We start from the raw sequence: 22,804 nt of genomic DNA, 5'->3' as shown, positions 1-22,804 counted from the left end.
GATGGCGAACGCAGTCCTTCCGACTCTCAAACCACCTGACGTCGACGGCGGGGCACCGGTGCGCAAACGACGGCAGAAGGTCAAGCTGAAGCAGCAGAACCTGGCCGGCTGGTTGTTCGTCGGACCGGTGATCTTCGGGGTGCTGTTCTTCCAGCTGGCCCCGGTCGCGGCGTCCCTGGTGGTGTCGCTGACCAACTGGTCCGGCCTGAACAAGCCGAAGTTCCTCGGCCTGGACAACTACAAGGAGCTGTTCACCGCCGACGACACCTTCTACGCGTCGCTGAAGAACACCGTGATCTTCACGCTCGTGGTCGTCGTCCTGACCATCTTCATCGGTCTCGGCCTGGCCGTGCTCTGCAACCAGAAGGTCAAGGGCATCGGCATCTTCCGGACCCTGTACTACTCGCCCGCGGTGACGAACGTGGTCGCGATCGGCTTCGTCTGGTTCTGGCTGTACGACCCGGACAACGGGTTGTTCAACTCGACCCTGAAGACGATCGGGATCGACGGGCCGGCCTGGCTGTCGGACACCAAGACCGCGCTGATCGCGGTGATCATCGTGGCGATCTGGCAGGGCGTCGGGTATCCGATGGTGATCCTGCTGGCCGGGCTGCAGAGCATCGACCCGTCGCTGACCGAGGCCGCCACGGTCGACGGCGCGTCGGCCTGGCGACGGTTCTGGGCGGTGGTGTTCCCGCTGCTGACGCCGAGCCTGTTCTTCCTGACCATCACGCAGTTCATCAGCTCGTTCCAGGTCTTCGGAATCATCTACGTGATGACGTCCGGCGGTCCGAACAACGCCACCGGGGTGTTCATCTTCCACATCTACGAGGCCGCCTTCGGGCACGGCCGGCTGGGGTACGCCTCGGCGATGGGCTGGGTGCTGTTCGTCATCGTCGGCCTCGTCACGGCGATCCAGTGGAAGCTGGAGAAGCGGTGGGTGCACTATGACAACTGAAGCCCTCACCCGAACCCCGGCGGTCCGGATCAACCGGCCGCCGCGGCACATCCCGCGCCGGGTGGTCGTCCTCGCCGTCCTGCTGTTCTTCGCGGTCGTGTTCGCGATGCCGCTGCTGTGGATGGTGAGCGCGTCGCTCAAGCCGGAGAACGAGGTCCTGCAGACCCCGCCGACCTTCGTCCCGTCGACGTTCCAATGGGCCAACTACTCCCAGGCCGGCCACGGCCTGCTGCCGTTCTTCCTGAACAGCTGCAAGCTCGCGGCCCTCAACGTCGGGTTCCTGCTGTTCTTCGCCTCGCTGGCCGGCTACGGCTTCGCCCGGCTGAACTTCGCCTTCAAGAACCTGGCCTTCGCACTGTTGTTGTCCACGGCAATGATCCCGAGCATGGTCTACCTGGTCCCGCAGTACATGCTGTTCCGCGAGATGGGCTGGATCGACACCCACTACCCGCTCTGGATCCCGAACGTCCTGACCCCGGTGTTCGGCACGTTCCTGCTCCGGCAGGCGTTCCGCGGCGTACCGATGGAGCTGGAGGAGGCGGCCAAGCTCGACGGCGCGTCCACCTTCGGCACGTTCTGGCGGATCATGCTGCCGCAGGTGAAGCCGGCCCTGGCCGCGGTCGGTGCGCTGACCTTCATGGGCTCGTGGAACGACCTGTTCGGTCCGCTGATCTTCCTCAACTCGACACGGTTGCAGACGATGCCGATCGCGCTCGCACTGTTCAAGGGTGAGTACTTCACCCAGACCAACCTGATGATGGCGGCCGCCACGCTGACGATCCTGCCGCCGCTGATTCTCTTCCTAGTCGCCCAGAAGTACTTCGTCCAGGGCATCACGATGTCCGGCCTGAAAGGATAGGTGTACGCCGATATGCGGATCACCCGGATCGAATCGATCATCCTGCTCGACAAGCTGCACATCATCAAGATCCACACCGACGAGGACCTGGTCGGCATCGGCGAGGTCAGCCCGATGAACGCCCACGTCACCCACAGCGTGGTCGAGCAGGCGCTGGCACCGCTGCTCGTCGGCGAGGAGGCCACGGACATCGAGCGGCTGTGGCGCCGCCTCTACACCAAGCCGTACAAGCTCGGCCCCGGCGGAGCCCAGCTGAACGCGATCGCCGGTATCGACATCGCGCTGTGGGACCTGCTCGGCAAGGCGGCCGGACTGCCTACCTACAAACTGCTCGGCGGCAAGTACCGCCAGAGCGCCAAGGTCTACGCCAGCTCGATGGCCCGCGGAATGACCCCGCAGCAGGAGGCCGAGCGCGCGCAGTCCTTCCAGGAGAAGGGCTTCCACGGCTACAAGATCCACTCGTCCACGCCGTGGATGCACGACGACGGCTTCGACCAGACCATCGCGACCGTGAAGGCGGTGCGCGAGCTGGTCGGGGACGACTTCCCGATCCTGGTCGACGTCAACAACGCCTACTACGAACACACCGCGATCAAACTCGCCCACGCACTGGAGGACCTGGGCGTCTGGCACTTCGAGGAACCACTCGCCGCGCACGACTACGCGGCGTACGGACGACTGGCCGACGCGGTCGACATCCCGATCGCGGCGGGGGAGCAGGAGTACACCACCTGGCAGTTCCGGGACCTGATCATGGAGGGCCGGGTCGACATCCTGCAGCCGGACGTCATCAAGTGTGGCGGCATCACCGAGTTCAAGAAGATCGCCGTCCTGGCCGACACCTTCACCAAGCCGATCACCGTGCACAACACCCAGCAGACGATCGGTACGTCGGCCCACGCGCACCTGTGGGTGAGTACGCCGTCCTGCGTCTACCCGCAGGAGTACAACATCGAGCACAACCCGATCCTCGACGACGTGCCGATCTGGCAGAACCCGCTCGTCCCGGTGAACGGGGAGATCACGCCCTGGGAGCTCCCCGGGCTGGGCGTCGAACTGGACGAGGACGCCGTCGCGAAGCTGCGCACCAACTGAGCACTGGACCACCTGGCGCGTCCCTGCGCGCCTTCAACCCTGAAAGAACGGGAACGACCATGACACAGAACATCTCCCGGAGGTCGGTGCTCCGAGGCCTCGGCCTGGCCGGTGGCGCGGCCGCGTTCGGCCTGCCGCTCGCGGCCTGCGGCGACAACGGTGCCGGCGGCGGAGGCGGGGGTGGCGGCAACGCCTCCTTCATGACCTGGGACACCACCAGCGGTACGCCGCTCTACACGGTCGCGGAGAACTGGGCCAAGAGCGCCGGCAAGACGGTCGACATCCAGTCGGTGCCCGGCGACGACTACGACACCAAGCTGCGCACGGTGATGTCGTCCGGTGCGGCGCCGACGGTGATCCGGATCAACGACGACTACGTCCGCGGGTACTACGCCGAAGGATCGCTGCTCGACCTGCGGCCGTACCTGGAGAAGGACGGGATCAAGCCGGACGACTACTTCTCGGTCGCCTACAACTTCGCCAAGCAGCCGGACGGTGGCCACGGCGCCTGGCCGATCATGACCAACCCCGGCGTTCTGTACTGCAACACCGACGCGTTCGCCGAGGCCGGTGTCGAGCTGCCGCCGAAGGACTGGGCCAAGAGCGGCTGGACCTGGGACGACTTCCTCGATGCGGCGAAGAAGCTGACCAAGCCGAACAAGGAGCGGTACGGCGCTCTGGTCTTCCCCGACACCTCGCTGGAGACCGTATGGCCGGTCAGCAACGGCGGCGACGGCATCTACTCCAAGGACGCCACCCGGTTCACGCTGGCCGAGCCGCAGGGTGCGGAGGCGATCCAGTGGTGCGCCGACCTGGCCCTCGTGCACAAGGTCCACCCGGACTTCGCCACCATCACGGCCGGCCGGCAGACTCCGAACTGGGCGCTGTCCCAGCTCGGCACCGGCAAGGTGGCGATGCTGCTCTCGCTGACCAGCGGGATCCCGTACCTGCGCAGTAACGCGAAGGTGAAGTGGGACATCTTCCCGACGCCGATGAAGGTCAACCGGACGACGGTGAACACGCTGACCGTGCTGGCGATCCCGAAGGCCTCGAAGGACCCCGACACGGCCTGGGACTTCCTCAAGTACTGCGTCGGCACCGACGCGTCGAAGCTGCTGGCCCAGTCGCGCGGCTTCATGCCGGTCAGCAAGAGCTCGTCCGCGCTGTTCGTCCCTGACGACAAGGGTCCGGCGAACCTCGCGCTGGTCACCCAGGCGCTGGACAACGCGGTGAACGAGAACTTCAGCCGCTACATCGAGCGGGCCAGGACCATCTACCGCCCGGTGCTCGACGACGTCTGGAGCGGCAAGAAGACCGCCGAGGCGGCACTGGGCAGCGTCAAACAGAAGGTCGAAGACGTACTCGCGGGCAAGGGGTGACGATGAAGATCAAGGAGATCAGCGTCGAGATCGTGTCGGAGCCGAAGGCTCACGCGGTCCGCGACGCGATCCAGTTGCTCGACCGTAACGGCCGGGTCCAGGTGCGGATCGACACCGACGAAGGTGTGAGTGGCGTCAGTACGACGTACTTCGGCCGGGTCGCCAGTTCACCGGCGGTGCTGGCGAAGATCATCACCGAGCAGCTGGCTCCGGAGATCGTCGGCGAGGATCCCGCGCTGATCCGCGGGATCCGGCAGCGGCTGCAGACGCTCACCGACTACCAGGGCACCGCCGGGTTGTCGTCGTACGGGATCTCCGCGATCGATCTGGCCTTGTGGGATCTGCTCGGCAAGTCGCTCGACGTACCGGTCTGGAAGCTGCTCGGTGCGCAGCGGATGGCGATCCCGACGTACGCGATGGTGGGCTGGCTCGAGCTGGACGTCGCGGGCCTGGAGACCGTGTCGGCCAAGGCGATGGAGCAGGGCTTCCGGGGCGTGAAGATGAAGGTCGGGGGTGGTCCGCTCAGCGAGGACCTCAGCCGGATCAAGGCGGTCCGGGGTGTGATCGGGCCGGACGCGCCGCTGATGGTCGACGCGAATCAGGCCTTCGGGTACTCCGAGGCCTTGAGTCGGGGGCGTGCGTACGAGGAGCTCGGGTGCCGGTGGTTCGAGGAGCCGTTGCCGGCTGCCGACACCGAGAGCCACGTGCGGCTGGCGGACAAGCTGGACATCCCGATCGCGACGGGGGAGAACAGGTACGGTCAGCCGGCCTTCCGGGATCTGATCGCACGCGGCGGGGTCGGCGTCGTACAACCGGATCTGCGCCGGGCCGGTGGGCTGACCGACTGTCTGGAGATCGGGTTGATGGCGGCTGGGTTCGGGGTGCCGTACGCCTCGCACGGGGGAGGTGCACACATTCACGTGCTCGCTGCACTGCCGAACACGATCTATGTGGAGAGTGGTCTGCTGCCGGCCGACGGGAGGGTCGAACTGGTGGACGGCTGCTATCCACTGCCCACGGGACCCGGTCTGTCGTCCTGGAACGACTGACGGAGAACTGCGCCTACCGGAATTGGCAACTGGCGGTGAATTTCTTACCAGGCCCTTGTCGTGTTACTCGCGAGTCGGTAAAAGTGACGTTGAGTGCTTCTGTCGCCACCCCTCGTACAGACAAGGCGGTCCGCCCCCATGAAGTCCATCGCCAGTTTGCTCTCCGCCGCGGCGCTCGGTGCCGCCATGCTCCTCAGTCCGGGCGTCGCACATGCCGCGGCACCGAACTACGTCGCCCTGGGTGACTCATACGCCTCGGGTGTCGGGACCCGCACCTATATCTCCGGCAGCGGGTCCTGCCAGCGCTCGACCAAGGCGTACGCCTACATCGACGCGGGCCGGATCGGCGCGAACCTGACCTTCGTGGCCTGCTCCGGCGCGCGGGTCGCCGACGTCACCGCGAACCAGCTGCCGTCGGTGACCAGCTCGACCAACATCGTCTCGGTGCAGGTCGGCGGGAACGACGCCGGCTTCTCGTCGGTCATCACCGAGTGCGCGAAGCCGTCCTGGCTCGGTGACTGCACCACCGCGGTCGCCAACGCGCAGGCGATCATCAACAACACGCTGCCGGGCCGGCTGACCGGGCTGTACGGATCGATCCGGAGCCGGGCGTCGTCGGCACGGGTCGTCGTGGTCGGCTATCCCCGGCTGTTCAACGGCACCGACTGCAACGCCGGCACGTTCTTCAGCCCGGACGAGATGACCCGGCTGAACGCGACCGCCGACCTGCTGAACTCGAAGGTCGCCGCCGCGGCGAGCGCCGCCGGGTTCAGCTTCGTCAACCCGACCTCGGCCTTCATCGGCCACGCCGTCTGCGGCAGCCCGGAGTGGATCAACGGTCTGTCGAACCCGGTCAGCGAGTCCTACCACCCGAACGTCACCGGCCAGGCCAACTTCGCGAACCTGGTCGAGCCCGCCCTCGGCTGACATTTCGGCTCGAAGCCGCCCCCGCCGACACGGCTGGGGGCGGTTTTGCGCATTGATAGTGCGCGATCGGGCGGTTCGTGGTGTCATGCAGGGGTGGCGCGGAGGTCTGTCGAGTGGCTACTGGCGGCCAGGATGCAGGCCAACAGCCTTGCGCGTTCGGTGGACGAGGCCGGCCCCGGAGGGGTGGCCGACGTCGTCAACCGGACGGGGGGACTTCAGGCCCAGGCCTGGCGAGGTGCCGCGTACGCCGTCCGAGCCCGATCCACGGCAACCACTTTCGCCGACGTCACCCATGCCCAGGAAGTCGATCGGACCGTCGTCCGCGGCTGGTTCATGCGCGGCACCCTGCAACTCGTCACGGTCGAGGACGCCGGCTCCCTCCTCGGCCTGCTCGGCGCGAAACTGATCAAGGACACTGCGCGCAGGTACGGCGAACTGGGTCTGACGGAGTCGATCCGGGCCGAAGCCGCCGACCGCCTCGAGGCGCATCTGCTCGACCACGGCCCCTGCAACCGCGCCGAGTTGGCCGACCTGCTCGTGCGGCACGGCCTGATCGATGAGCCCAAGGGCCAGGCGGTCTATGCACTCATCCGGCACACCGGTCTGCTCGGTCGACTGTGTTACGGACCCGGCCACGACACGTGGGTCGCGGTCAGCGACTGGCTGGGCAAGCCGCTCGTGCAGGAGGGTGACGTCGGAGCTCTAGCTCACAGGTATTTGACCGCGTACGGCCCTGCGACCGTGCGCGACTTCGCGACCTGGTCAGGACTTCCGGTGCCACTCGCCCGCCGCGCGCTGCAGGCCGCAGCGACCCTGTCCTTCGAGGTCGACGGCGAGGAGTTGGTGGCCGTCGACGACCTGCCGGGCTGCTCGGACCTGCGAATGCTGGGGGAGTTCGACGCCTACCTGCTCGGTTACCAGGACCGGCGCTACGCACTGGCCGAGGAGTTCCGGACGCGGATCCATCCGGGCGGTGGCATGCTCCGACCGGCGATCGTCCAGGGCGGCCGGGTGGTGGGCTCGTGGCAGCACGCCGACCGGGCCTACGAGCTGTTCGGTGCAGAACCTGCCGGGCTGCAGGAGGAGTTGGCGGACCTCGTCCGGTTCGCCGGTTGATCGTATATGCCTCATCGGGTATATATGGAGTCATGACCGAGACGCTGAGTACGGAGAACGGCCGGACGGTCCTGCGGATGCGGCGGGAGCTGCGGCATCCGGCGGAGAAGGTCTGGCGGGCGATCACCGAGCCGAGCCAGCTCGCCGGCTGGTTCCCGGCTACGGTCGAGTTCGATCTGCGGCTGGACGGGCCTGTCACCTTCACGTTCGAGGAGGACCCCGGCGCACCCGTGGACGAGCAGTCCACCGGCGTCATCCGCGCGTACGACCCGCCGCGGCTGCTCGAATACACCTGGGGTGTCGAGGTGCTGCGGTGGGAGCTGGAGCCCTCGCCGGACGGGTGCACGCTGCACCTCACCGCGACGTACGACGATCGCCCGGGGTCCGCGAGCTTCTCCGGTGGCTGGACGCTGTGTTTCGACGCGCTTGTCCGTGTCCTGGGTGGATCGGTGCCCGAGCGGGACTACGCCGTACTGCATGAGCACTTCGTGAAGGTGTACGGGCTGGACCAGGGTGTCGTGACCGACGACGGGGGAGTGCGGTTCGAGCGGCAGTTGGTGAAGCCCAAGGAGAAGGTGTGGGAGCTGCTGGCCGGCGCGGAGACAGCTGCCGTGGGAAGCGTGCCGCCGGCCGGGTTCGTTGCCAAGGGCATCGACCCGGGATCGGCCACCGAGGTGACAGCGGCCGAGCGGCTCACCTACACGTGGTCGCAGGGTGACGTCACCTGGGCGCTGCGGGACGGCAACGGCGGAGCCCGCCTGGTGTTGACCCAGACCGGCCCCGCCGCCGACTACCTAGACGCTTGGCACGATCTGATCGAGGCCTTGGCTGCCGAACTGGTCCGCTGACGCACGCACGTACTCGCGGAGGTGTTCCGCGGTGAGCGTCGGGCTGCTTTCGACGAGGTCGGCCGGGGTGCCGGTGAAGACGACGCGACCGCCGTCGTGACCCGCCCCCGGGCCGACGTCGACCAGCCAGTCGGCGTGGGCCATCACCGCCTGGTGATGCTCGATGACGATCACCGTGTTGCCGTGGTCAACGAGTGTGTCCAGCATGCTGAGCAGCTGATCGACATCGGCCAGGTGCAGTCCGGTGGTGGGCTCGTCCAGGATGTAGATCGATCCGGTCCTGCCCATGTTGATCGCCAGTTTCAGCCGCTGGCGCTCGCCACCTGACAGCGTGGTGAGCGGCTGACCGAGCCCGATGTAGCCGAGCCCGACGGTCGACAGCCGATCGAGGATCGTTCGGGCCGTCCCCTTCGGGAAGAACTCGCGTGCCTCTGTCACCGTCATCCGCAGGACCTCGCTGATGTTCTTCCCACGCAGACGATAGGCGAGAACCTCGGCCGTGAAACGGGCACCGTTGCAGTCCTCACACACCGACGCGACCTCGGCCATCATGGCCAGATCGGTGTAGACGAGACCGATGCCCTTGCAGGTCGGGCAGGCGCCGACGGAGTTCGCACTGAACAGCCCTGGCTTGACCTTGTTCGCCTTCGCGAACTCGGTCCGGATCGGATCAAGCAGCCCGGTGTAGGTCGCCGGGTTGCTCCGCTTCGACCCGCGGATCGGCTCCTGCCCGGCGATGATCACCCCGTCCCGGCCGGCCAGCGAACCGTGGATCAACGAGCTCTTCCCAGACCCGGCCACCCCGGTGATGACAGTAAGGACACCGGTAGGGATGTCGACGCTCACGTCCTGCAGGTTGTACAGGTTCGCATTCTCGATCACGAGCTTGCCGGTGGGACGCCGTACGTCGTCGCGCAGGCTGACGCGGTGATCGAGGTAGCGGCCGGTGAGTGTGCCGGACTTCTTCAGGCCGGCGAGATCACCGGCGTAGCAGAGCCGGCCGCCGGCCAGACCCGCTCCGGGACCGAGGTCGACGACGTGATCGGCAATCCGGATCGTCTCCGGCTTGTGCTCGACGACCAGGACGGTGTTGCCCTTGTCCCGCAGCTGCAGCAGCAGGTCGTTCATCTGCTGGATGTCGTGCGGATGGAGACCGACGGTCGGCTCGTCGAAGACGTACGTGACATCGCTCAGACTCGAGCCGAGGTGACGGACCAGCTTGACCCGCTGCGCCTCACCGCCGGACAGCGTCGACGACTCGCGATCGAGACTGAGGTAGCCGAGACCGATCGTGACGAACGAGTCGAGCGTCTGCCGGAGACCCTCGAGCATCGGCCCGACACCCGGATGGTTGATCCCGGCAACGAACTCGGCGAGATCGCTGATCTGCATGCCCGAGCACTCGCCGATGGTCCGGCCGTCCACGGTCGTGGTCCGGGCCGCCTCGTTCAGCCGGACGCCGTGACAGGCCGCACAGGTGGTTTGGTGGATCGCGCGCTCGGCGAAGGCGCGGGCGTGACTCTGCAACGACTGCGGATCCTTGCCGAGGTACTGCCGCTTGATCTTGCTGACCAGCCCCTCGAAGGTCAGGTTGCTCTTGCCGACCTTGATCTTCATCGGCTCCTGGTAGAGGAACTGCTGCCACTTGTCGGCCGGGTACTCCTTGAGCGGCAGATCCGGATCGAAGAGCCCGGACGTCGCGGTCAACTGCCAGTACCAGGTGTCGACTGCGTACCCGGGCGCCTTGATCGCGCCCTGGTTCAGGCTCTTGTCCCGGTCGACCAGCTCGTCGAGGTCGAACTCGGTCGTCCGCCCGAGCCCCTCGCACTGCGGGCACATCCCCTCGGCCCGGTTGAAGCTGAAGAACGAGGGCCCTCCGACGTACGGCGTACCTGCCCGGCTGAACAGGACCCGGAGCATGGTGTGGGCATCGGTCGCGGTGCCGACGGTGGACCGGGCGTTGGCACCGATCCGTTCCTGGTTGACGATGATCGCGGCGGACAGGTTCTGGAGTGCGTCCACGTCGGGCCGGCCGAGGCTCGGCATGAAGTTCTGGACGAAGGCGGTGTAGGTCTCGTTGATCAGTCGCTGCGATTCGGCGGCGATCGTGTCGAAGACGAGGGACGACTTACCGGAACCGGAGACGCCGGTGAAGACGGTGAGCCGGCGCTTCGCGATGTCGAGGGAGACGCCACTGAGGTTGTTCTCGCGGGCGCCGCGGACCTGGATGAAATCGTGACTGTCGGCGGCAAGCATCCTTCAATTTTCTCATTGAAGCGCCAGTACAAACTTTGCCGCGACGGCCCCGACTGACGAGCCGGGCTCAAGTTTATACGTCGGGCGAAAGGTTTTTGGTCCGCCGGCCGACGTCGTCCAGGAGGTCCTGGAGCTGGACGGCGAGCTGCTCGCGGCCGCTGGGGGAGAGCGAGTCGACCAGCTCGGCCTCGCGGGTCAGCACCTGGTCGACGGTGCGCTCGATCAGGTCGTGACCGGTCGGCGTGAGGGTGACGACCACCGCGCGGGTGCCGTCGCCGGCCGTCCGGCGGGTCACCAGGCCGGACTCCTCGGCGCGGGCGACCCGCTGCGAGATCGCTCCGGCGGTCACGAGCGTACGGCGGCTCAGCTCGCGCGTACTCAACTCGTACGGCGTCCCCGCCCGGCGCAGCACGCTGAGCAGATCCAGCGTGGCCGGGTCGATGCCGAGATCGGTGAGCAACCGCCGCCGGTCGTCGGCGAACAGCTTGGCCAGCCGCCACAGGGGAGTGACGATCTCGATCGAGTCGGTCGGTGTCCCGGGCCGCTCCCGCTGCCAGGCTCGGGCGATCTCCCGGGCGGGATAGGGGCTCGGGGAATCAAGAGGGTAGGAGTCGGCCACGGAGACCATGGTACGTTTAGGTCTAAACCTTTAGGTCTAAACGTGAGGACTTCGAGCATGACGCGACTGGTTGTGGTGACTGGGGGAGCGACCGGGATCGGGCGGGCGACGGCCGAGCGGTTCCGTGCGGACGGCGACGAGGTGGTGATCACCGGCCGCCGGGAGGATGTGCTGGCCAAGACCGCGGCCGACCTGGGAGCCAGGGGAGTGGTGTGCGACGCGACCGACCCGGAGCAGGTGGAACGACTGCTCGGCGAGTTGCCGGACCAGGTCGACGTACTGGTCAACAACGCCGGCGGCAATACCGACTTCGGCCGGCCGGACGGTGGGCTGGCGCAGGTGAAGGCGAACTGGATCGCCAACCTCGAAGCCAACCTGATCAGTGCGGTGCTCACCACGACCGCACTCGCACCGCGACTCACCACCGCGGTCGTGCACCTGGGCTCGATCGCGGGCGCCCGCGGACCGGGTTCGTACGGCGCTTCCAAGGCAGGACTGGCGTTGTGGAACCAGGACCTCGCCGCTGAGCTCGGTCCACGCGGGATCACCTCGAACGTCGTCGCCCCCGGCTTCACGGCCGAGACGGAGTTCTTCCAGGGCAGGCTTACCCCGCAACGCCGAGAGACGTTGCTCGCGGCAACGATGACGAAGCGGGAGGGGCAGGTGGAAGACATCGCCGAAACCATCTACTTCCTGGCGTCCCCGGCCGCCCGCCACCTCACTGGCCAGGTCCTGCACGTGAACGGCGGCGCCCTCGCGACTCGGTGAATTCCTGACAACGTCGCCAGATGTTTCAATGGGCGGCATGCGTGCCACCGTCAAAGACGTCGCCAAGCTGGCCGGGGTGTCCCCGAAGACGGTGTCGAATGTGATCAACGGGGTCGTGTTCGTCCGCCCGGAGACCCGTGCGCGGGTCGAGAGTGCGCTGGCCGAGCTCGACTACGTGCCGAACATGAGCGCCCGCGGCCTGCGCAACGGGCGGTCCGGCATGATCGCGCTCGCGTTGCCCGACCTGCTCCGGCCGTACTCCGCGGAGATCGTCCACCTGGTCGTCGAGCTCGCTCACGAGCGGGGCTGGGCTGTGCAGATCGAGCAGACCGCGGCCGAGCCGAAGCGTGAGTTCGAGCTGCTCTCGAAGGCCCGCGCGTACCTGGTCGACGGCCTGATCCTGAACCCGGTCAACCTGGACGACAGCGCGGTCATGTCCGCCGGACCGCTCCCGCCGGTCGTCCTGATCGGCGACGTCGACCAGGACCTCGTCAGCCAGGTCGCGATCGACAACGTCGCGGCCGCGCGGGACATGACGAAGTACCTGCTCGACCGTGGCTGCCGCCGGATCGCAGCCGTCGGTACGCCGGAAGTCCCGCGCGGATCGAGTGGCGCCGGCGTCCTGGCCGGCTCTGCCGAAGGCCCGGGTACGGCGGCCTCCCGGTTGCGGACGAGTGGATACCGGCAGGCCCTCGAGGAGGCCGGCGTAGCGGTCGATCCGGTGCTCGAGATCGGGCTGGACCGGTGGCGGCCGGAGGGCGCGGCGACGGTGGTGGGGAAGTATCTGGCCGAGCACGAGTTGCCGGACGCGTTCTTCTGTTTCACCGACTCGCTCGCCTCGGGCACGATCTCGGCGTTGTGGAACGCGGGCATCGCCGTACCGCAGCAGACCCTGGTCGCGGGGTTCGACAACGTGCTCGAGAGCCAGTTCATGATCCCGCCGCTGACGACCGTCGACTTCGACCGCCGCGCGTTCGTCGCGGCCGCACTCGACCTGCTCGGCGAGCGGATGTCCGACCAGAACACGGCGCCACGCCGCGTGATGATCCCACACCGGATCGTCGAACGCGCCAGTACCGCACGCTGACGGATACGTTTCCACAAAAACACACACAGGAGTCTTGTCGTCACGTTCTAACGATGTAATGATCGGTCCCGCCCTGCGAAGGAGACCGTATGAGAGACAAGATCTCCCGGCGCAGGCTGCTCACCGGAGCAGCCGCGCTCGCTGGTGGCGGGATGCTGTTCGGCTGTGCGCCAGGTGCGTCGCGGTCGACGGCGGAGCTCAGCTACTGGCACCTGATGACCGGTGGAGACGGCATCGTGATGGCCGGCCTGGTGGACGCCGTCAACGCCGCGAACCTCGGGTTCCAAGCGACCCAGACCGTGCTGGCCTGGGGAGCGCCGTACTACACCAAGCTGGCGATGGCCTCGGCCGGCGGCCGCGCTCCGGATGTCGCGATCATGCACGCGTCCCGGATCGCCGGGTACGCGCCCGGCGGCCTGCTCGAGCCCTGGGACCTCGACCTGCTCGAAGAGGTCGGTCTGCGCGAGAGCGACTTCCCGCCGCTGGTGTGGCAGAAGGGGATGTACGACGGCAAGCTCTACTCGATCGCCCTCGACTCGCACCCGTTCGTCCTCTACTACAACACCGAGCACGCGACCAAGGCCGGTGTGACGGACGCGCTGCACTCGATGAAGAGCCCCGAGGCCTTCACCGAGGTCGCGACCAAGCTGCAGAAGGTCACCGGCAAGCACGGTCTCTCGTACGGGTACCTCGGTGACGGCTCGCAGATGTGGCGCCTCTTCTACACGTTCTACCGGCAGCTCGGCGCGGAGATGAAGCTCGTTCCGGGGCAGCAGGCCCAGGTGGACGAGGCTGCCGGGGTGAAGGCGCTCACCTTCGTCCAGTCGTTGCTCGACGACAAGATCGCCAGCAAGGCGGGCGACGGTGGTACGGCGACCAGCGAGTTCCTGCATGGCGAGAGTGGGATGTTCTTCGGTGGGGTGTGGGAGCTGCCGGTGCTGAAGGCCGCCAAGATGCCGGTCGACGCGCTGCCGATTCCACCGTTGTTCGGGACCCAGGCGGCGTACGCCGATTCGCACACGTTCGTGCTGCCGCGGCAGTCGAAGGTGTCGCCGGAGCGGCGCAAGCACGTGTACACGATGGTCGCGGAGATCCTGAAGCGGTCGGTGAAGTGGGCCGACGGTGGTGGCCACATTCCGGCGTACCAGCCGGTGGTGAAGAGCGCCGAGTACCAGGCGCTGAAGCCGCAGTCGAACTACGCGGAGATTCCGGCGTACGTGAACTACGACCCGGACGTGTGGTTCTCCGGCGCGGGGAGCGACTTCCAGAACTACTTCGCGGAGAACGTGCAGAACGTGTACCTGGGCAGCGGGGATCCGGCCGCGGGGTTCGAAGGCTTCGTCAAGCGGCTGAACGTACTGCTCGACCGTCCGCAGCCCGTGTGAGAGGAGGGCCCAAATGTCGACCGCCACTGATACTGGCACTGACACTCCAGCGGCGACCGGGCAGGTTGCCGCTGAGGGTAAGGAGAAGGCCCGGCGTGGGGAGAACCTCACCGGGTGGGCCTTCGCGGCGCCGTTCGCCGTACTGTTCGTGCTCTTCCTGATAGTGCCGGCGCTGTACGGCCTCTACCTGAGTTTCACCGGTGAGACGCTGACCGGGTCCGGCAGTGGTCTGCTCGGGTTCGCCAACTACGGCGATGCCTTGCGGGACCCGGACATGTGGAAGTCGCTAGGGAACACGATCTGGTTCACGGTGCTCAGCACGGTCCCACTCGTCGTACTGTCGCTGGCGTTCGCGATCCTGGTGAATCTCGGACTGCCCGGCCGGTGGTTGTGGCGGCTGTCGTTCTTCCTGCCGTACCTGCTCGCCTCGACCGTCGTGGTGATGTTCTGGAGCTGGATGTACAACCCGAAGATCGGCTTGATCAACGGCGTACTCGCGGACTTCGGCATCGGACCCGTCGCCTGGTTGCAGGACCCGAAGGTGGCGATGATCTCGGTCGTGATCACCACGCTGTGGTGGACGATCGGCTTCAATTTCCTGCTCTATCTGGCCGCGTTGCAGAACATCCCCGAGCAGCAGTTCGAGGCGGCTGCGATCGACGGCGCCGGCAAGTGGCGGCAGTTGTTCTCGATCGTGATCCCGCAACTGGCACCGACCACCGCACTGATTCTGACGTTGCAGGTCCTGGCGTCGCTGAAGGTGTTCGACCAGATCTACATGCTGACCAACGGCGGTCCGGCCGGATCGACCCGCTCGATCGTGCAGTACATCTACGAGTCCGGCTTCACCGGCTACCGGTTCGGATTCTCGTCGGCCGTCTCGTACCTGTTCTTCGCGATCATCGTGCTGGTGTCGCTCGCGCAGTTCAAGCTGATCAACCGCAGGAGTGCCGCATGAGCACCTACACCCTGAGCCGCGGGATCAAACCCAGGATGAGACAAGGTCACAAGCCTGGCGAAAACCCGTGGAGCGTGTCCAGAATGGCCGCGCTGCTCGTGCTTGCGGTCCTGGCCGTAACCTGGCTGGTACCGTTCGCTTGGGCCGTGCTGACGTCGTTGAAGAGTGAGGCCGACGCCGGTGCGTCGACGGTCAGCCTGAACCCGCCGGACGGGCTGAGCTTCGATGCCTATCGGAAGGTTCTGTCAGCCGGTGACATTCCTGCGTGGGCTTGGAATAGTTTGCTCACTTCTGTCGCTATCACGCTCATCACCGTGGCGACCTCGGCGCTCGCCGGATACGCGTTCTCGCGGGTGAAGTTCGCCGGGAAACGATGGCTGTACGCCGCGATCATCGCGGCCATCATCATCCCGCCGCAGTTGCTGATCGTGCCGTTGTTCCGGCAGATGCTCGCGTTCAATCTCGTCGACACCTACTGGGGCATCATCCTGCCGCAGGCATTCGCGCCGGCGATGGTGCTGATTCTCAAACGTTTTTTCGATCAGATCCCGGTTGAGCTGGAGGATGCGGCCCGCGTCGACGGCGCGAACCGGTTGCGGGTGTTCTGGTCGATCGTGCTGCCGTTGTCGCGGCCGATCCTCGCAGCGGTGGCGATTTTCGTGTTCATCGGTGCCTGGAACAACTTCCTCTGGCCGTTCATTGTGACCACCGATGCGGACCTGATGACGTTGCCGGTCGGGCTGCAGACGGTCAAGAGTGCTTATGGGCTGCAGTACGCGCAGAACATGGCGTCGGCAATCCTGGCCGCGCTACCACTGGTCGTCGTCTTCTTGTTCTTCCAGCGCCAGATCATCAAGGGGATTGCTACCACCGGCTTCGGTGGTCAGTAAAACGCCTTGTAGGCAAACGTGGACAGCGGTTCCGGAGCGCGGGATTCCTGTCACGATCCCTTGAAAACCCCGTCACTCTCAGCGAGGCTTCGGTGATCACTTCCGTGTCGTTTCCGGGTGCGGGAAGGACGGGGGAGTGACGCGGTGCGCCGTCTTGGTAGGCCGCCAACTATCACTCGGGGACAAGAGAAGGGGGAAGTGTGTCAGCGATGACAAAGCTCGCCGAGCAGTGCCGTGATGTGAGGAGTCACGGCAACGCGGGACTCGGCCGGGCTTCGATCCAACCGGCGGTGTGTACCGGCATCCACGAGGTGAACTCGTCGATTCCGTCGGTCCGGCCGCGACGCGTGGCGGTGCTCAGACTGAGCAATGGCATGACCACCACGCTGCGACTCGGCGACGGTGCTGCGGCACCGGAGCGAGGCGCTACCGTGTTCGTCCAGGGTGGCCGAGGCATGGGTGACCAACCTGCCTCAGGTGGGGTCATCCTCGCGTCGAGCAAACCCTAGGAACAGGGCCCTCCCTTAAGGCCTGGTCAGTGACTCGCCGGTCTCAGGTGCCAACGCCCAGCTGAGGCCGGCAAGTCCCTCGAGCGGACCTGCCGCACCATGCAGCCAGCCATGTGAAACCTGCCGACGCACCCGGCAGTGAACCTAGGGCTTCATCGGATCGGTGAACGAGCGGATCTCGATCGGCGAGAATCTCGCCTCCGGCAGCCGGGTCGCGATCTCGAGCGCCCGCTCCGGTGTGCAGTCGACCAGGTAGTAGCCGGCCAGCACTTCCTTGGCCTCGGTGAACGGCCCGTCGGTGACTGCCGCTACCCCGTCGTTCACCCGGACCACCTGCGCGTTCGCGGTGGTCAGTCCGAGGCCGTCGACGTACTCGCCGTTGGCCTTGAGTTCGTCGGTGAGTTTGTGGTGCTGTTCGAGCACCTGGTCGATCCCCTCGGCGTGCAGGGCATCCCACGTCTCGGTGTTCCCGTAGATCAGCAGCATGTATTTCATCGCGCCTCCATTCACCGAGTACGTCGGAACGCCGGTGTCTGTCTCGACACCGGCGTTCAGACTACTTACCAGGTGGCCCCAGCCGGCTCACGAACCGTGGTGTTGATCCGGTTGAACATGTTGGTCAGCGCGATCATCAGCACGATCGCCGACAGTTCCTTCTCGTTGAAGTGCTCGGCCGCGGCGGCCCAGATCTCGTCGGTGACTGCCTCCGGCCGGTCCGCGAGGCGGGTCGCGGCCTCGGCCATCGCGAGCGCGGCCCGCTCGGCGTCGGTGAACAGGGCGGACTCGCGCCAGGCCGCGACCTGATGCAGCCGCTCGTCGGTCTCACCGTTCTTCAGCGCCGACTTGATCCCACCGAACACGCACGGGGAGCAGCCGTTGATCTGGCTGGCCCGCAGGTGCACGAGCTCGAGCGTCGTACCCGAGGCGCCGGACTGGCCGATCGCCTTGTAGATGTTCTGGATGCCCTTGGTGGCGTCCGGCAGGATCGCTGCGGGGTTGGTCATCCGTGCGTTCATGGGAGGTTCTCCAGTACTTGTCGGGTGGTGATTTCACTCCCTTGACGGATGCTGTGCCGCGGATGTGACAGCGGTGTGCAGATCCTTCTCGAGCCGCCTCTCCACCGGTACGGACGGATCCGAATACTGACCCGTCAGGCAGACAGGCCCGCTGTAGTTGAGTTTCTGCAGCGCCGCGAAGACCGCGGACCAGTCCGACAGTCCGTCCTCGGCCTGGACGAAGTACGGCTTCCAGACACCGTCGGTGCGGATGTACTGCACGTTCTTCAGGTTGACGATGCCGAGCCGATCCGCACCGAGCTCAAGCGTCACCGCGGGATGGTCTCCGGCCAATGCGTCGTGCGCCGCGTCCCACACCAACTTGAACTGCTCCGGCAGCCCGTCGAGCAACTGCAGTACGCCGAGAGTCGACGCAACGTACCGCCCGTGATGCGGCTGCACCCCGACCTGCACGTCGTACCGCTCAGTCAGTACGGCGGACTCCTCGAGCATCACCCGGTTGCGCCGTACCGAAGTGGCGTACCCGTCCGATCCGAGCTTGGCCATGATCCGGATCATCGGTACGCCGGCCTCCGCACAGGCGGCGAACACCTGCTCGGACAGGTCACTCGCGACACTGATCGGCTCGACCCCCTCGGCCCGCAACTGCGCGGTGAACTTCGGCAACTCGGCCCCAGCCGTCGCCGACGTCACGTACGCCGTGTCCCGCACCGGAACCTCGACCCCGCCGAACCCGATCCCAGCCACCAACCGCCCGAGCTCGTCACCGGCCAGCCCGGCCCAGGGTTTGGTGAAAACGGACCATAGATAGGACATCAGCGGCCTCCCAGTCCACTCATGGTGATGCCTCGGACGAACCAGCGTTGGGTCAGGAAGAACAGGATGATCAGGGGGACGGTGGTGACGGTGGCAGCCATCAGGAGCAGGTTCCATTGGGTGCCGTTGGTGTCTTGGAAGACCTGCAGGCCGACGGAGGCCGTCCGGGTGGCGTCGCTGTTGGAGATGATCAACGGCCAGAGCAGGTTGTTCCACTGACCGATGAATTTGAAGACAGCCAGGGTCGCGATCGCCGGCACGGCAAGAGGAACGATCACGCGGACGAAGGCCTGCCAGCGGTTCGCGCCGTCGAGCCTGGCGGCTTCCTCGTAGTCGCGGGGGATGCCGAGGAAGAACTGCCGGAGCAGGAAGACGCCGAGTGCGGTGAATGCGTGCGGCAGGATCATTCCCGGCCACGTGTCGATGCCGTGCAGCTTCGCGACCAGCACGAACTGCGGGATCAGCGTGACCTGGGACGGAATCATCAGCGTGGCGAGATAGATCCCGAACAGCCAGGTCCGGCCGGGAAAGTTGAGCCGCGCGAACGCGTACGCCGCCAACGCCGCGGTGACCGTCTCGAGCACGGTCGTGCCGGCCGCGAAGTACACCGTGTTGAGCAGGTACTTCCCGAGCGGGACCAACTCGAACGCGCGGGTGAGGTTCTCCGGGTGCCAGCTACTCGGCCAGAACGACGGCTTCGCGGCCATCGACTCCGCGTCGGACTGGAACGCGACCAGGACCATCATGACCACCGGGATCAGCGTCATCCCCGTCACCAGGAAACAGGCGAAGACGATCAGCTTCCGCTGCAGCACCTTGTTCGTCGTGAGTGGCAGGACCTCAGTTGTCAGGGCCTCAGTTGTCATAGTGCACCAGCCTCCGCTGGAAGAGGAACTGACCGGCGGTGATCACGACGATGAAGGCGAACAACACCAGCGATTGCGCCGCGGCGTACCCCTGGTCGTAGTTCTCGAAGCCGGTCCGGTAGATGTACATGACGAGGGTCGTCGTGCGGGTGCCCGGACCGCCGTTGGTCATGATCAGCGCCTGGTCGAACACCTGGAACGAACCGATGATCGACGTGACGATCACGAAGAACAGGGCCGGCGAGAGCATCGGCAGCGTGACGTTGCGGAAGCTCTGCCATGGGGACGTGCCATCGACGCGAGCTGCTTCGTACAGCTGCTGTGGGATCGCCTGCAAACCGGCCAGGAACACCACCATGCCGAAGCCGAAGCTCTTCCACACGCTCATCAGGATCAGCGCGGGCATCGCCCAGTTGTCCGAGATCAGCCAGGTCGGTCCGTCGATCCCGAACCACCCGAGTACGACGTTCACCAGGCCGTCGTGCGGGATGTACAGCCAGATCCAGACGAACGCGACCGCCACCGTGATCGTTGCGTAAGGCAACAACAGCAGCGACCGGAAGACGGCGACCCGGCGCAGTCCCTGATTCAGCAGCAAGGCCAGCGCCAGGCTCACCGCGATCGTGAGCGGCACGCTGACGAAGGTGAAGTACGCCGTGTTGCCGAGCGCGGACCAGAACGTCGGATCCGGTCCCAGGCGGGCGAAGTTGCGGAGTCCGGCCCAGCGCGGCGGGCTGAACAGGTTCCAGTCCAGCAGCGAGATGACACCCGCCGCGACGACCGGTCCGGCGGTGAAGATGAGGAAGCCGATCAGGCTGGGCAGGAGGAACAGCCAGGCGGTCAGCGTCTCGCGGTTCCGCCACCGTGGCGTCGGTTTGGACGCGGGTTGTGGCGGCGCGGCAGTCGGTGGTGCGGTAGCGAGGTCGACGGCCATCGGGTTCACCCCTTCCTGGCGGTGGCTTGGCGGATGTTGTCCTGGTGCTGCCGCATCAGTACGTCGAGACGCGGGGTCAGCCCGGTGATCGCGTCGGCCACGGTCACCTGGCCGAGGAACGACCGGGGGAGATCCTGACCGAGCAACTGCTTGACCTGGTTCCAGTTCGTGGTGACGTCGAACGCGTGACCGCCGGCGAGCTTGCCGGCCAGGATCTGCTGGACGATGCCGAGGTTGTCCGGCGGCGGCTTGAACGCATTGCCTGCACTCAGCCGGGCCGGGTTGTTGCGGCCGGCCTTGGCGTAGATGTCCAGTGCGCCGGTGCTGGTCAGGGTCTTCATCAGCTTCCACGCGAGGTCGAGCTCGGCGCCCTCACGCACCCCCGATGGAATCGCGAAGCTGGAGCCCGATACCCGTGGCGTGCTGCCGGCCGCACCGGCCGGGAACGGAATGACGTCCCAGTCGAACTTGGCCTTGCGGACGTTGACCACCTGCCACGGCCCGTTCTGCATGAAGGCGACGTTGCCCTCCATGAAGTTGGACAGCGAGCTCTCGGTGACCAGGTTCTTGATCGGCGGAGTGACCTTGTCCTTCACGAACAGGTCGATGACGTACTGCAGCGCCTGCATCGCCTCCGGCTCACCGAGGATGCTCCGGGTCGCGGCGTCGTCCATCACGTTGCCGCCCGCGCAGTAGATCCACGAGACCAGGTCGTCGATCGCCGGCGCACAGGTGAAGCCGTACTGCTCACCCGGTTTGGTCAGCTGGATGGCCAGGTCGCGGAACGTTGCCCAGGACATCGGTTCGGTCTTGGACGGGAACTCGATACCTTGCTTCTGCAGCAGGGTCTTGTTGTAGTACATGACCGTCGGCGCGACGTCGAAGCCGATCGCGTAGGTCTTGTTGTTGAAGCTCGAGATCCGCCGGCTGGTGTCGTAGAAGTCGTCGAGGTGGAAGTCCGGGTCGGCCGCGATCAGGTCGTCGAGCGGGCGGTGGGCCCCACGAGCGGCGTACGTCGGGATCAGCGTGCCGTTCAGCGCGGTCACCAGGCCGGCGGTACCGCTGACCAGTTGCAGGTCGAGTTTGGTCGGGTACCCGTTCGACGGGGTCAGAGTCGGGACGGACTTCACCTTGAGCTGTTGCTCGACGTACTTGCTGAAGTCGTTCCAGACCTTCTTCTCCGCGGCACTGCTGGACCACATCGCCCAGGTGGCGGCACCGGCCGGCGGACCGGACGAACAGCCGGCGACAGCCAACCCGAGCCCGGCGAAGCCGGTCATCCCGAGGAAGCCGCGACGGGACAGGACGGTCATGGGGGTTCTCCTCACCGGTAGAGCAGGTCGATCGACTTGGCGCGGATTCGCTCCTCATCGACCTGAACGCCCAATCCAGGGGCGGTGGGGACCGTCGCGACGGCCTTGGTGATGTTCAGCCCCTCGACGTACAGATCGGACAGCAGCTCCGGCCCGTTGAGCTCGGCGGGCAGGGCGAGCTCGAGCTGACTGAACACATGCAACGCGGCGGCGAACGCGACTCCGCAGTCGGTCAGGCCGCTGGCAAGGAGTTCGACGCCGCCCGCGAGCGCGGTCTGGGCGGTCTTCAGGGCATTGCGCAGACCGCCCGATTTGCAGACCTTGACCACGACCAGGTCGGCGGCGTCCAGCCGGATCGCGCGGGCGAGATCCTGGGCGGAGAAGCTGCCTTCGTCGATCGCGATCGGCAGGTCGATCAGTCCGCGTAGCCGCTGCATCGCGAGCGTGTCGGTGCTCGGCACCGGCTGCTCGACACAGTGGATCGTCCGGATGTCCGCCGTACGGTCGAGGAGTTGTTTGAGTGCGCTCGGCCGGTAGGACTGGTTCGCGTCGAGCCACAGCGGCTTGCCGCCGGCGACCTCGGCCACGGCCTGGATCGCCGCGGTGTCCGCGTCCAGGTCGCCCCCGATCTTGACCTTGTACGCCGCATAGTCCGACGACTGGAGCGCGTGTTCGCGAACCGCTTCCGGGTCGCCGACCCCGATGGCCGAGCAGAGCGGGATCTCGTCGTACACCTTGCCGCCGAGCAGAGCGTGCACCGGTACGCCAGCGAGCTTGCCGGCGGCGTCGTGCATTGCGACATCAATGGCGGCGCGGGCGAACGGGAACCCGTTCGAGACCGCGGGGCTGAGTCGTTTGGCGGCGCGCTGGTGGAAGAGCTCGACGTCGAACGGGGTGAGCTCGAGCAGGATCGGCGCAAGGTGCCGCCTGATCACCACCGCCATCGTCTCGGCGGTCTCGTAGCTCCAGCTGGGGAGTGCTCGCTGCTCACCCCAGCCGACGATCCCGTCTTCGGTGGTCAGCTTCACGAACACCACTGCGGCGGCCTGATCCGGCGCGTCACCGGGGGAGCCGACCGCGCCGCTGCCGATCACGAAGCGGCGGGCGAACGGGACCGCGACCGGGAAGACCTCTACCTGGGTGATCCGGGACATGT

23 protein-coding genes are annotated in these 22,804 nt (G+C 66.3%); 13 read left to right on the top strand and 10 right to left on the bottom strand.

All coding sequences use genetic code 11. From position 1 onward, the window contains the following. The first annotated feature begins 1 nt into the window (after window position 1). The 8 genes from AB0L70_RS05590 to AB0L70_RS05555 all read left to right on the top strand — a co-directional run bounded on the left by AB0L70_RS05590 (window position 2) and on the right by AB0L70_RS05555 (window position 8,231). Window positions 2-958, top strand: coding sequence for a sugar ABC transporter permease (locus AB0L70_RS05590; protein WP_363680354.1), 957 nt, complete (start codon window positions 2-4; stop codon window positions 956-958). Continuing rightward, window positions 948-1,817 (top strand): carbohydrate ABC transporter permease, encoded by an 870-nt coding sequence (locus AB0L70_RS05585; RefSeq protein WP_363680352.1) that lies wholly within the window; start codon window positions 948-950, stop codon window positions 1,815-1,817. The genes AB0L70_RS05590 and AB0L70_RS05585 overlap by 11 nt, the downstream gene beginning before the upstream one ends. Window positions 1,818-1,829: 12 nt before the next feature. Next, complete coding sequence (locus AB0L70_RS05580; protein WP_363680350.1) at window positions 1,830-2,912, top strand: mandelate racemase/muconate lactonizing enzyme family protein; 1,083 nt, start codon at window positions 1,830-1,832, stop codon at window positions 2,910-2,912. A 59-nt stretch (window positions 2,913-2,971) separates the two neighbouring features. Then, window positions 2,972-4,291, top strand: coding sequence for a sugar ABC transporter substrate-binding protein (locus tag AB0L70_RS05575; RefSeq protein ID WP_363680348.1), 1,320 nt, complete (start codon window positions 2,972-2,974; stop codon window positions 4,289-4,291). Between the two features lie 2 nt (window positions 4,292-4,293). Further along, entirely contained in the window at window positions 4,294-5,340 is a 1,047-nt protein-coding gene (locus tag AB0L70_RS05570; RefSeq protein ID WP_363680346.1) for a mandelate racemase/muconate lactonizing enzyme family protein, read from the top strand. 138 nt (window positions 5,341-5,478) lie between these two features. Further along, window positions 5,479-6,267: an SGNH/GDSL hydrolase family protein gene (locus AB0L70_RS05565; RefSeq protein ID WP_363680344.1), complete on the top strand. Its 789-nt coding sequence runs from the start codon at window positions 5,479-5,481 to the stop codon at window positions 6,265-6,267. 93 nt (window positions 6,268-6,360) lie between these two features. After that, window positions 6,361-7,383: a winged helix DNA-binding domain-containing protein gene (locus AB0L70_RS05560; RefSeq protein WP_363680342.1), complete on the top strand. Its 1,023-nt coding sequence runs from the start codon at window positions 6,361-6,363 to the stop codon at window positions 7,381-7,383. Window positions 7,384-7,415: 32 nt separating this feature from the next. Then, window positions 7,416-8,231, top strand: a complete 816-nt coding sequence (locus AB0L70_RS05555; RefSeq protein ID WP_363680340.1) for an SRPBCC family protein — start codon at window positions 7,416-7,418, stop codon at window positions 8,229-8,231. Here AB0L70_RS05555 and AB0L70_RS05550 read toward each other — a convergent pair. Together AB0L70_RS05550 and AB0L70_RS05545 are read right to left on the bottom strand one after the other, a co-directional pair. Further along, window positions 8,178-10,487, bottom strand: a complete 2,310-nt coding sequence (locus AB0L70_RS05550) for an excinuclease ABC subunit UvrA (protein WP_363680338.1) — start codon at window positions 10,485-10,487, stop codon at window positions 8,178-8,180. The genes AB0L70_RS05555 and AB0L70_RS05550 overlap by 54 nt on opposite strands. 73 nt (window positions 10,488-10,560) lie before the next feature. Next, window positions 10,561-11,106, bottom strand: a complete 546-nt coding sequence (locus AB0L70_RS05545; RefSeq protein ID WP_363680336.1) for a MarR family transcriptional regulator — start codon at window positions 11,104-11,106, stop codon at window positions 10,561-10,563. Window positions 11,107-11,163: 57 nt separating this feature from the next. Between AB0L70_RS05545 and AB0L70_RS05540 the strand changes: the two genes are divergently transcribed. The 5 genes from AB0L70_RS05540 (at window position 11,164) to AB0L70_RS05520 (ending at window position 16,194) form a co-directional block, all read left to right on the top strand. After that, complete coding sequence (locus AB0L70_RS05540) at window positions 11,164-11,874, top strand: SDR family oxidoreductase (protein WP_363680334.1); 711 nt, start codon at window positions 11,164-11,166, stop codon at window positions 11,872-11,874. Between the two features lie 37 nt (window positions 11,875-11,911). Beyond that, window positions 11,912-12,961: a LacI family DNA-binding transcriptional regulator gene (locus tag AB0L70_RS05535; protein WP_363680332.1), complete on the top strand. Its 1,050-nt coding sequence runs from the start codon at window positions 11,912-11,914 to the stop codon at window positions 12,959-12,961. 89 nt (window positions 12,962-13,050) lie between these two features. After that, entirely contained in the window at window positions 13,051-14,346 is a 1,296-nt protein-coding gene (locus AB0L70_RS05530; RefSeq protein WP_363680330.1) for an extracellular solute-binding protein, read from the top strand. A gap of 13 nt (window positions 14,347-14,359) precedes the next feature. Further along, complete coding sequence (locus AB0L70_RS05525) at window positions 14,360-15,304, top strand: sugar ABC transporter permease (protein WP_363680328.1); 945 nt, start codon at window positions 14,360-14,362, stop codon at window positions 15,302-15,304. An 83-nt stretch (window positions 15,305-15,387) separates the two neighbouring features. Further along, window positions 15,388-16,194, top strand: a complete 807-nt coding sequence (locus tag AB0L70_RS05520; protein WP_363680326.1) for a carbohydrate ABC transporter permease — start codon at window positions 15,388-15,390, stop codon at window positions 16,192-16,194. A gap of 247 nt (window positions 16,195-16,441) precedes the next feature. On the opposite strand, the gene AB0L70_RS05515 is transcribed toward AB0L70_RS05520, so the two are convergent. From AB0L70_RS05515 to AB0L70_RS05480, 8 genes are all read right to left on the bottom strand, one after another. After that, window positions 16,442-16,570: a hypothetical protein gene (locus AB0L70_RS05515; protein WP_363680324.1), complete on the bottom strand. Its 129-nt coding sequence runs from the start codon at window positions 16,568-16,570 to the stop codon at window positions 16,442-16,444. Between the two features lie 277 nt (window positions 16,571-16,847). Continuing rightward, a complete protein-coding gene (locus AB0L70_RS05510; RefSeq protein ID WP_363680322.1) occupies window positions 16,848-17,198 on the bottom strand; it encodes a YciI family protein in 351 nt (116 codons plus the stop codon). Window positions 17,199-17,263: 65 nt separating this feature from the next. Then, complete coding sequence (locus AB0L70_RS05505; protein ID WP_363680320.1) at window positions 17,264-17,719, bottom strand: carboxymuconolactone decarboxylase family protein; 456 nt, start codon at window positions 17,717-17,719, stop codon at window positions 17,264-17,266. Window positions 17,720-17,752: 33 nt separating this feature from the next. Then, entirely contained in the window at window positions 17,753-18,535 is a 783-nt protein-coding gene (locus AB0L70_RS05500; protein ID WP_363680318.1) for a sugar phosphate isomerase/epimerase family protein, read from the bottom strand. Further along, entirely contained in the window at window positions 18,535-19,401 is an 867-nt protein-coding gene (locus AB0L70_RS05495; protein WP_363680316.1) for a carbohydrate ABC transporter permease, read from the bottom strand. The genes AB0L70_RS05500 and AB0L70_RS05495 overlap by 1 nt, the downstream gene beginning before the upstream one ends. Beyond that, window positions 19,391-20,335 carry a sugar ABC transporter permease gene (locus tag AB0L70_RS05490; RefSeq protein WP_363680314.1) on the bottom strand — a complete coding sequence of 315 codons (945 nt, stop codon included), beginning with the start codon at window positions 20,333-20,335 and terminating at the stop codon, window positions 19,391-19,393. The genes AB0L70_RS05495 and AB0L70_RS05490 overlap by 11 nt, the downstream gene beginning before the upstream one ends. 5 nt (window positions 20,336-20,340) lie before the next feature. Then, the gene (locus tag AB0L70_RS05485; protein WP_363680312.1) at window positions 20,341-21,648 is read right to left on the bottom strand and encodes a sugar ABC transporter substrate-binding protein; all 1,308 of its coding nucleotides are present in this window, start codon (window positions 21,646-21,648) and stop codon (window positions 20,341-20,343) included. 11 nt (window positions 21,649-21,659) lie between these two features. Beyond that, the gene (locus AB0L70_RS05480) at window positions 21,660-22,802 is read right to left on the bottom strand and encodes an enolase C-terminal domain-like protein (protein WP_363680310.1); all 1,143 of its coding nucleotides are present in this window, start codon (window positions 22,800-22,802) and stop codon (window positions 21,660-21,662) included. Between the last annotated feature and the right edge of the window lie 2 nt (window positions 22,803-22,804).

The organism is Kribbella sp. NPDC051952, from assembly GCF_040680855.1.
GTDB lineage: Bacteria > Actinomycetota > Actinomycetes > Propionibacteriales > Kribbellaceae > Kribbella.
Note: the sequence above shows the minus strand (reverse complement) of the source record. Positions and strands in the feature narration are given on the sequence as shown.

What these genes read in the sequence shown, in the direction of transcription:
- AB0L70_RS05490 (WP_363680314.1), bottom strand. Translation starts at nt 20,335, where the DNA reads ATGGCCGTCGACCTCGCTACCGCACCACCGACTGCCGCGCCGCCACAA.
- AB0L70_RS05505 (WP_363680320.1), bottom strand. Translation starts at nt 17,719, where the DNA reads ATGAACGCACGGATGACCAACCCCGCAGCGATCCTGCCGGACGCCACC.
- AB0L70_RS05535 (WP_363680332.1), top strand. Translation starts at nt 11,912, where the DNA reads ATGCGTGCCACCGTCAAAGACGTCGCCAAGCTGGCCGGGGTGTCCCCG.
- AB0L70_RS05530 (WP_363680330.1), top strand. Translation starts at nt 13,051, where the DNA reads ATGAGAGACAAGATCTCCCGGCGCAGGCTGCTCACCGGAGCAGCCGCG.
- AB0L70_RS05555 (WP_363680340.1), top strand. Translation starts at nt 7,416, where the DNA reads ATGACCGAGACGCTGAGTACGGAGAACGGCCGGACGGTCCTGCGGATG.
- AB0L70_RS05580 (WP_363680350.1), top strand. Translation starts at nt 1,830, where the DNA reads ATGCGGATCACCCGGATCGAATCGATCATCCTGCTCGACAAGCTGCAC.
- AB0L70_RS05585 (WP_363680352.1), top strand. Translation starts at nt 948, where the DNA reads ATGACAACTGAAGCCCTCACCCGAACCCCGGCGGTCCGGATCAACCGG.
- AB0L70_RS05500 (WP_363680318.1), bottom strand. Translation starts at nt 18,535, where the DNA reads ATGTCCTATCTATGGTCCGTTTTCACCAAACCCTGGGCCGGGCTGGCC.
- AB0L70_RS05480 (WP_363680310.1), bottom strand. Translation starts at nt 22,802, where the DNA reads ATGTCCCGGATCACCCAGGTAGAGGTCTTCCCGGTCGCGGTCCCGTTC.
- AB0L70_RS05540 (WP_363680334.1), top strand. Translation starts at nt 11,164, where the DNA reads ATGACGCGACTGGTTGTGGTGACTGGGGGAGCGACCGGGATCGGGCGG.
- AB0L70_RS05520 (WP_363680326.1), top strand. Translation starts at nt 15,388, where the DNA reads ATGGCCGCGCTGCTCGTGCTTGCGGTCCTGGCCGTAACCTGGCTGGTA.
- AB0L70_RS05510 (WP_363680322.1), bottom strand. Translation starts at nt 17,198, where the DNA reads ATGAAATACATGCTGCTGATCTACGGGAACACCGAGACGTGGGATGCC.
- AB0L70_RS05550 (WP_363680338.1), bottom strand. Translation starts at nt 10,487, where the DNA reads ATGCTTGCCGCCGACAGTCACGATTTCATCCAGGTCCGCGGCGCCCGC.
- AB0L70_RS05495 (WP_363680316.1), bottom strand. Translation starts at nt 19,401, where the DNA reads ATGACAACTGAGGCCCTGACAACTGAGGTCCTGCCACTCACGACGAAC.
- AB0L70_RS05515 (WP_363680324.1), bottom strand. Translation starts at nt 16,570, where the DNA reads ATGCCATTGCTCAGTCTGAGCACCGCCACGCGTCGCGGCCGGACCGAC.
- AB0L70_RS05570 (WP_363680346.1), top strand. Translation starts at nt 4,294, where the DNA reads ATGAAGATCAAGGAGATCAGCGTCGAGATCGTGTCGGAGCCGAAGGCT.
- AB0L70_RS05565 (WP_363680344.1), top strand. Translation starts at nt 5,479, where the DNA reads ATGAAGTCCATCGCCAGTTTGCTCTCCGCCGCGGCGCTCGGTGCCGCC.
- AB0L70_RS05575 (WP_363680348.1), top strand. Translation starts at nt 2,972, where the DNA reads ATGACACAGAACATCTCCCGGAGGTCGGTGCTCCGAGGCCTCGGCCTG.
- AB0L70_RS05485 (WP_363680312.1), bottom strand. Translation starts at nt 21,648, where the DNA reads ATGACCGTCCTGTCCCGTCGCGGCTTCCTCGGGATGACCGGCTTCGCC.
- AB0L70_RS05525 (WP_363680328.1), top strand. Translation starts at nt 14,360, where the DNA reads ATGTCGACCGCCACTGATACTGGCACTGACACTCCAGCGGCGACCGGG.
- AB0L70_RS05590 (WP_363680354.1), top strand. Translation starts at nt 2, where the DNA reads ATGGCGAACGCAGTCCTTCCGACTCTCAAACCACCTGACGTCGACGGC.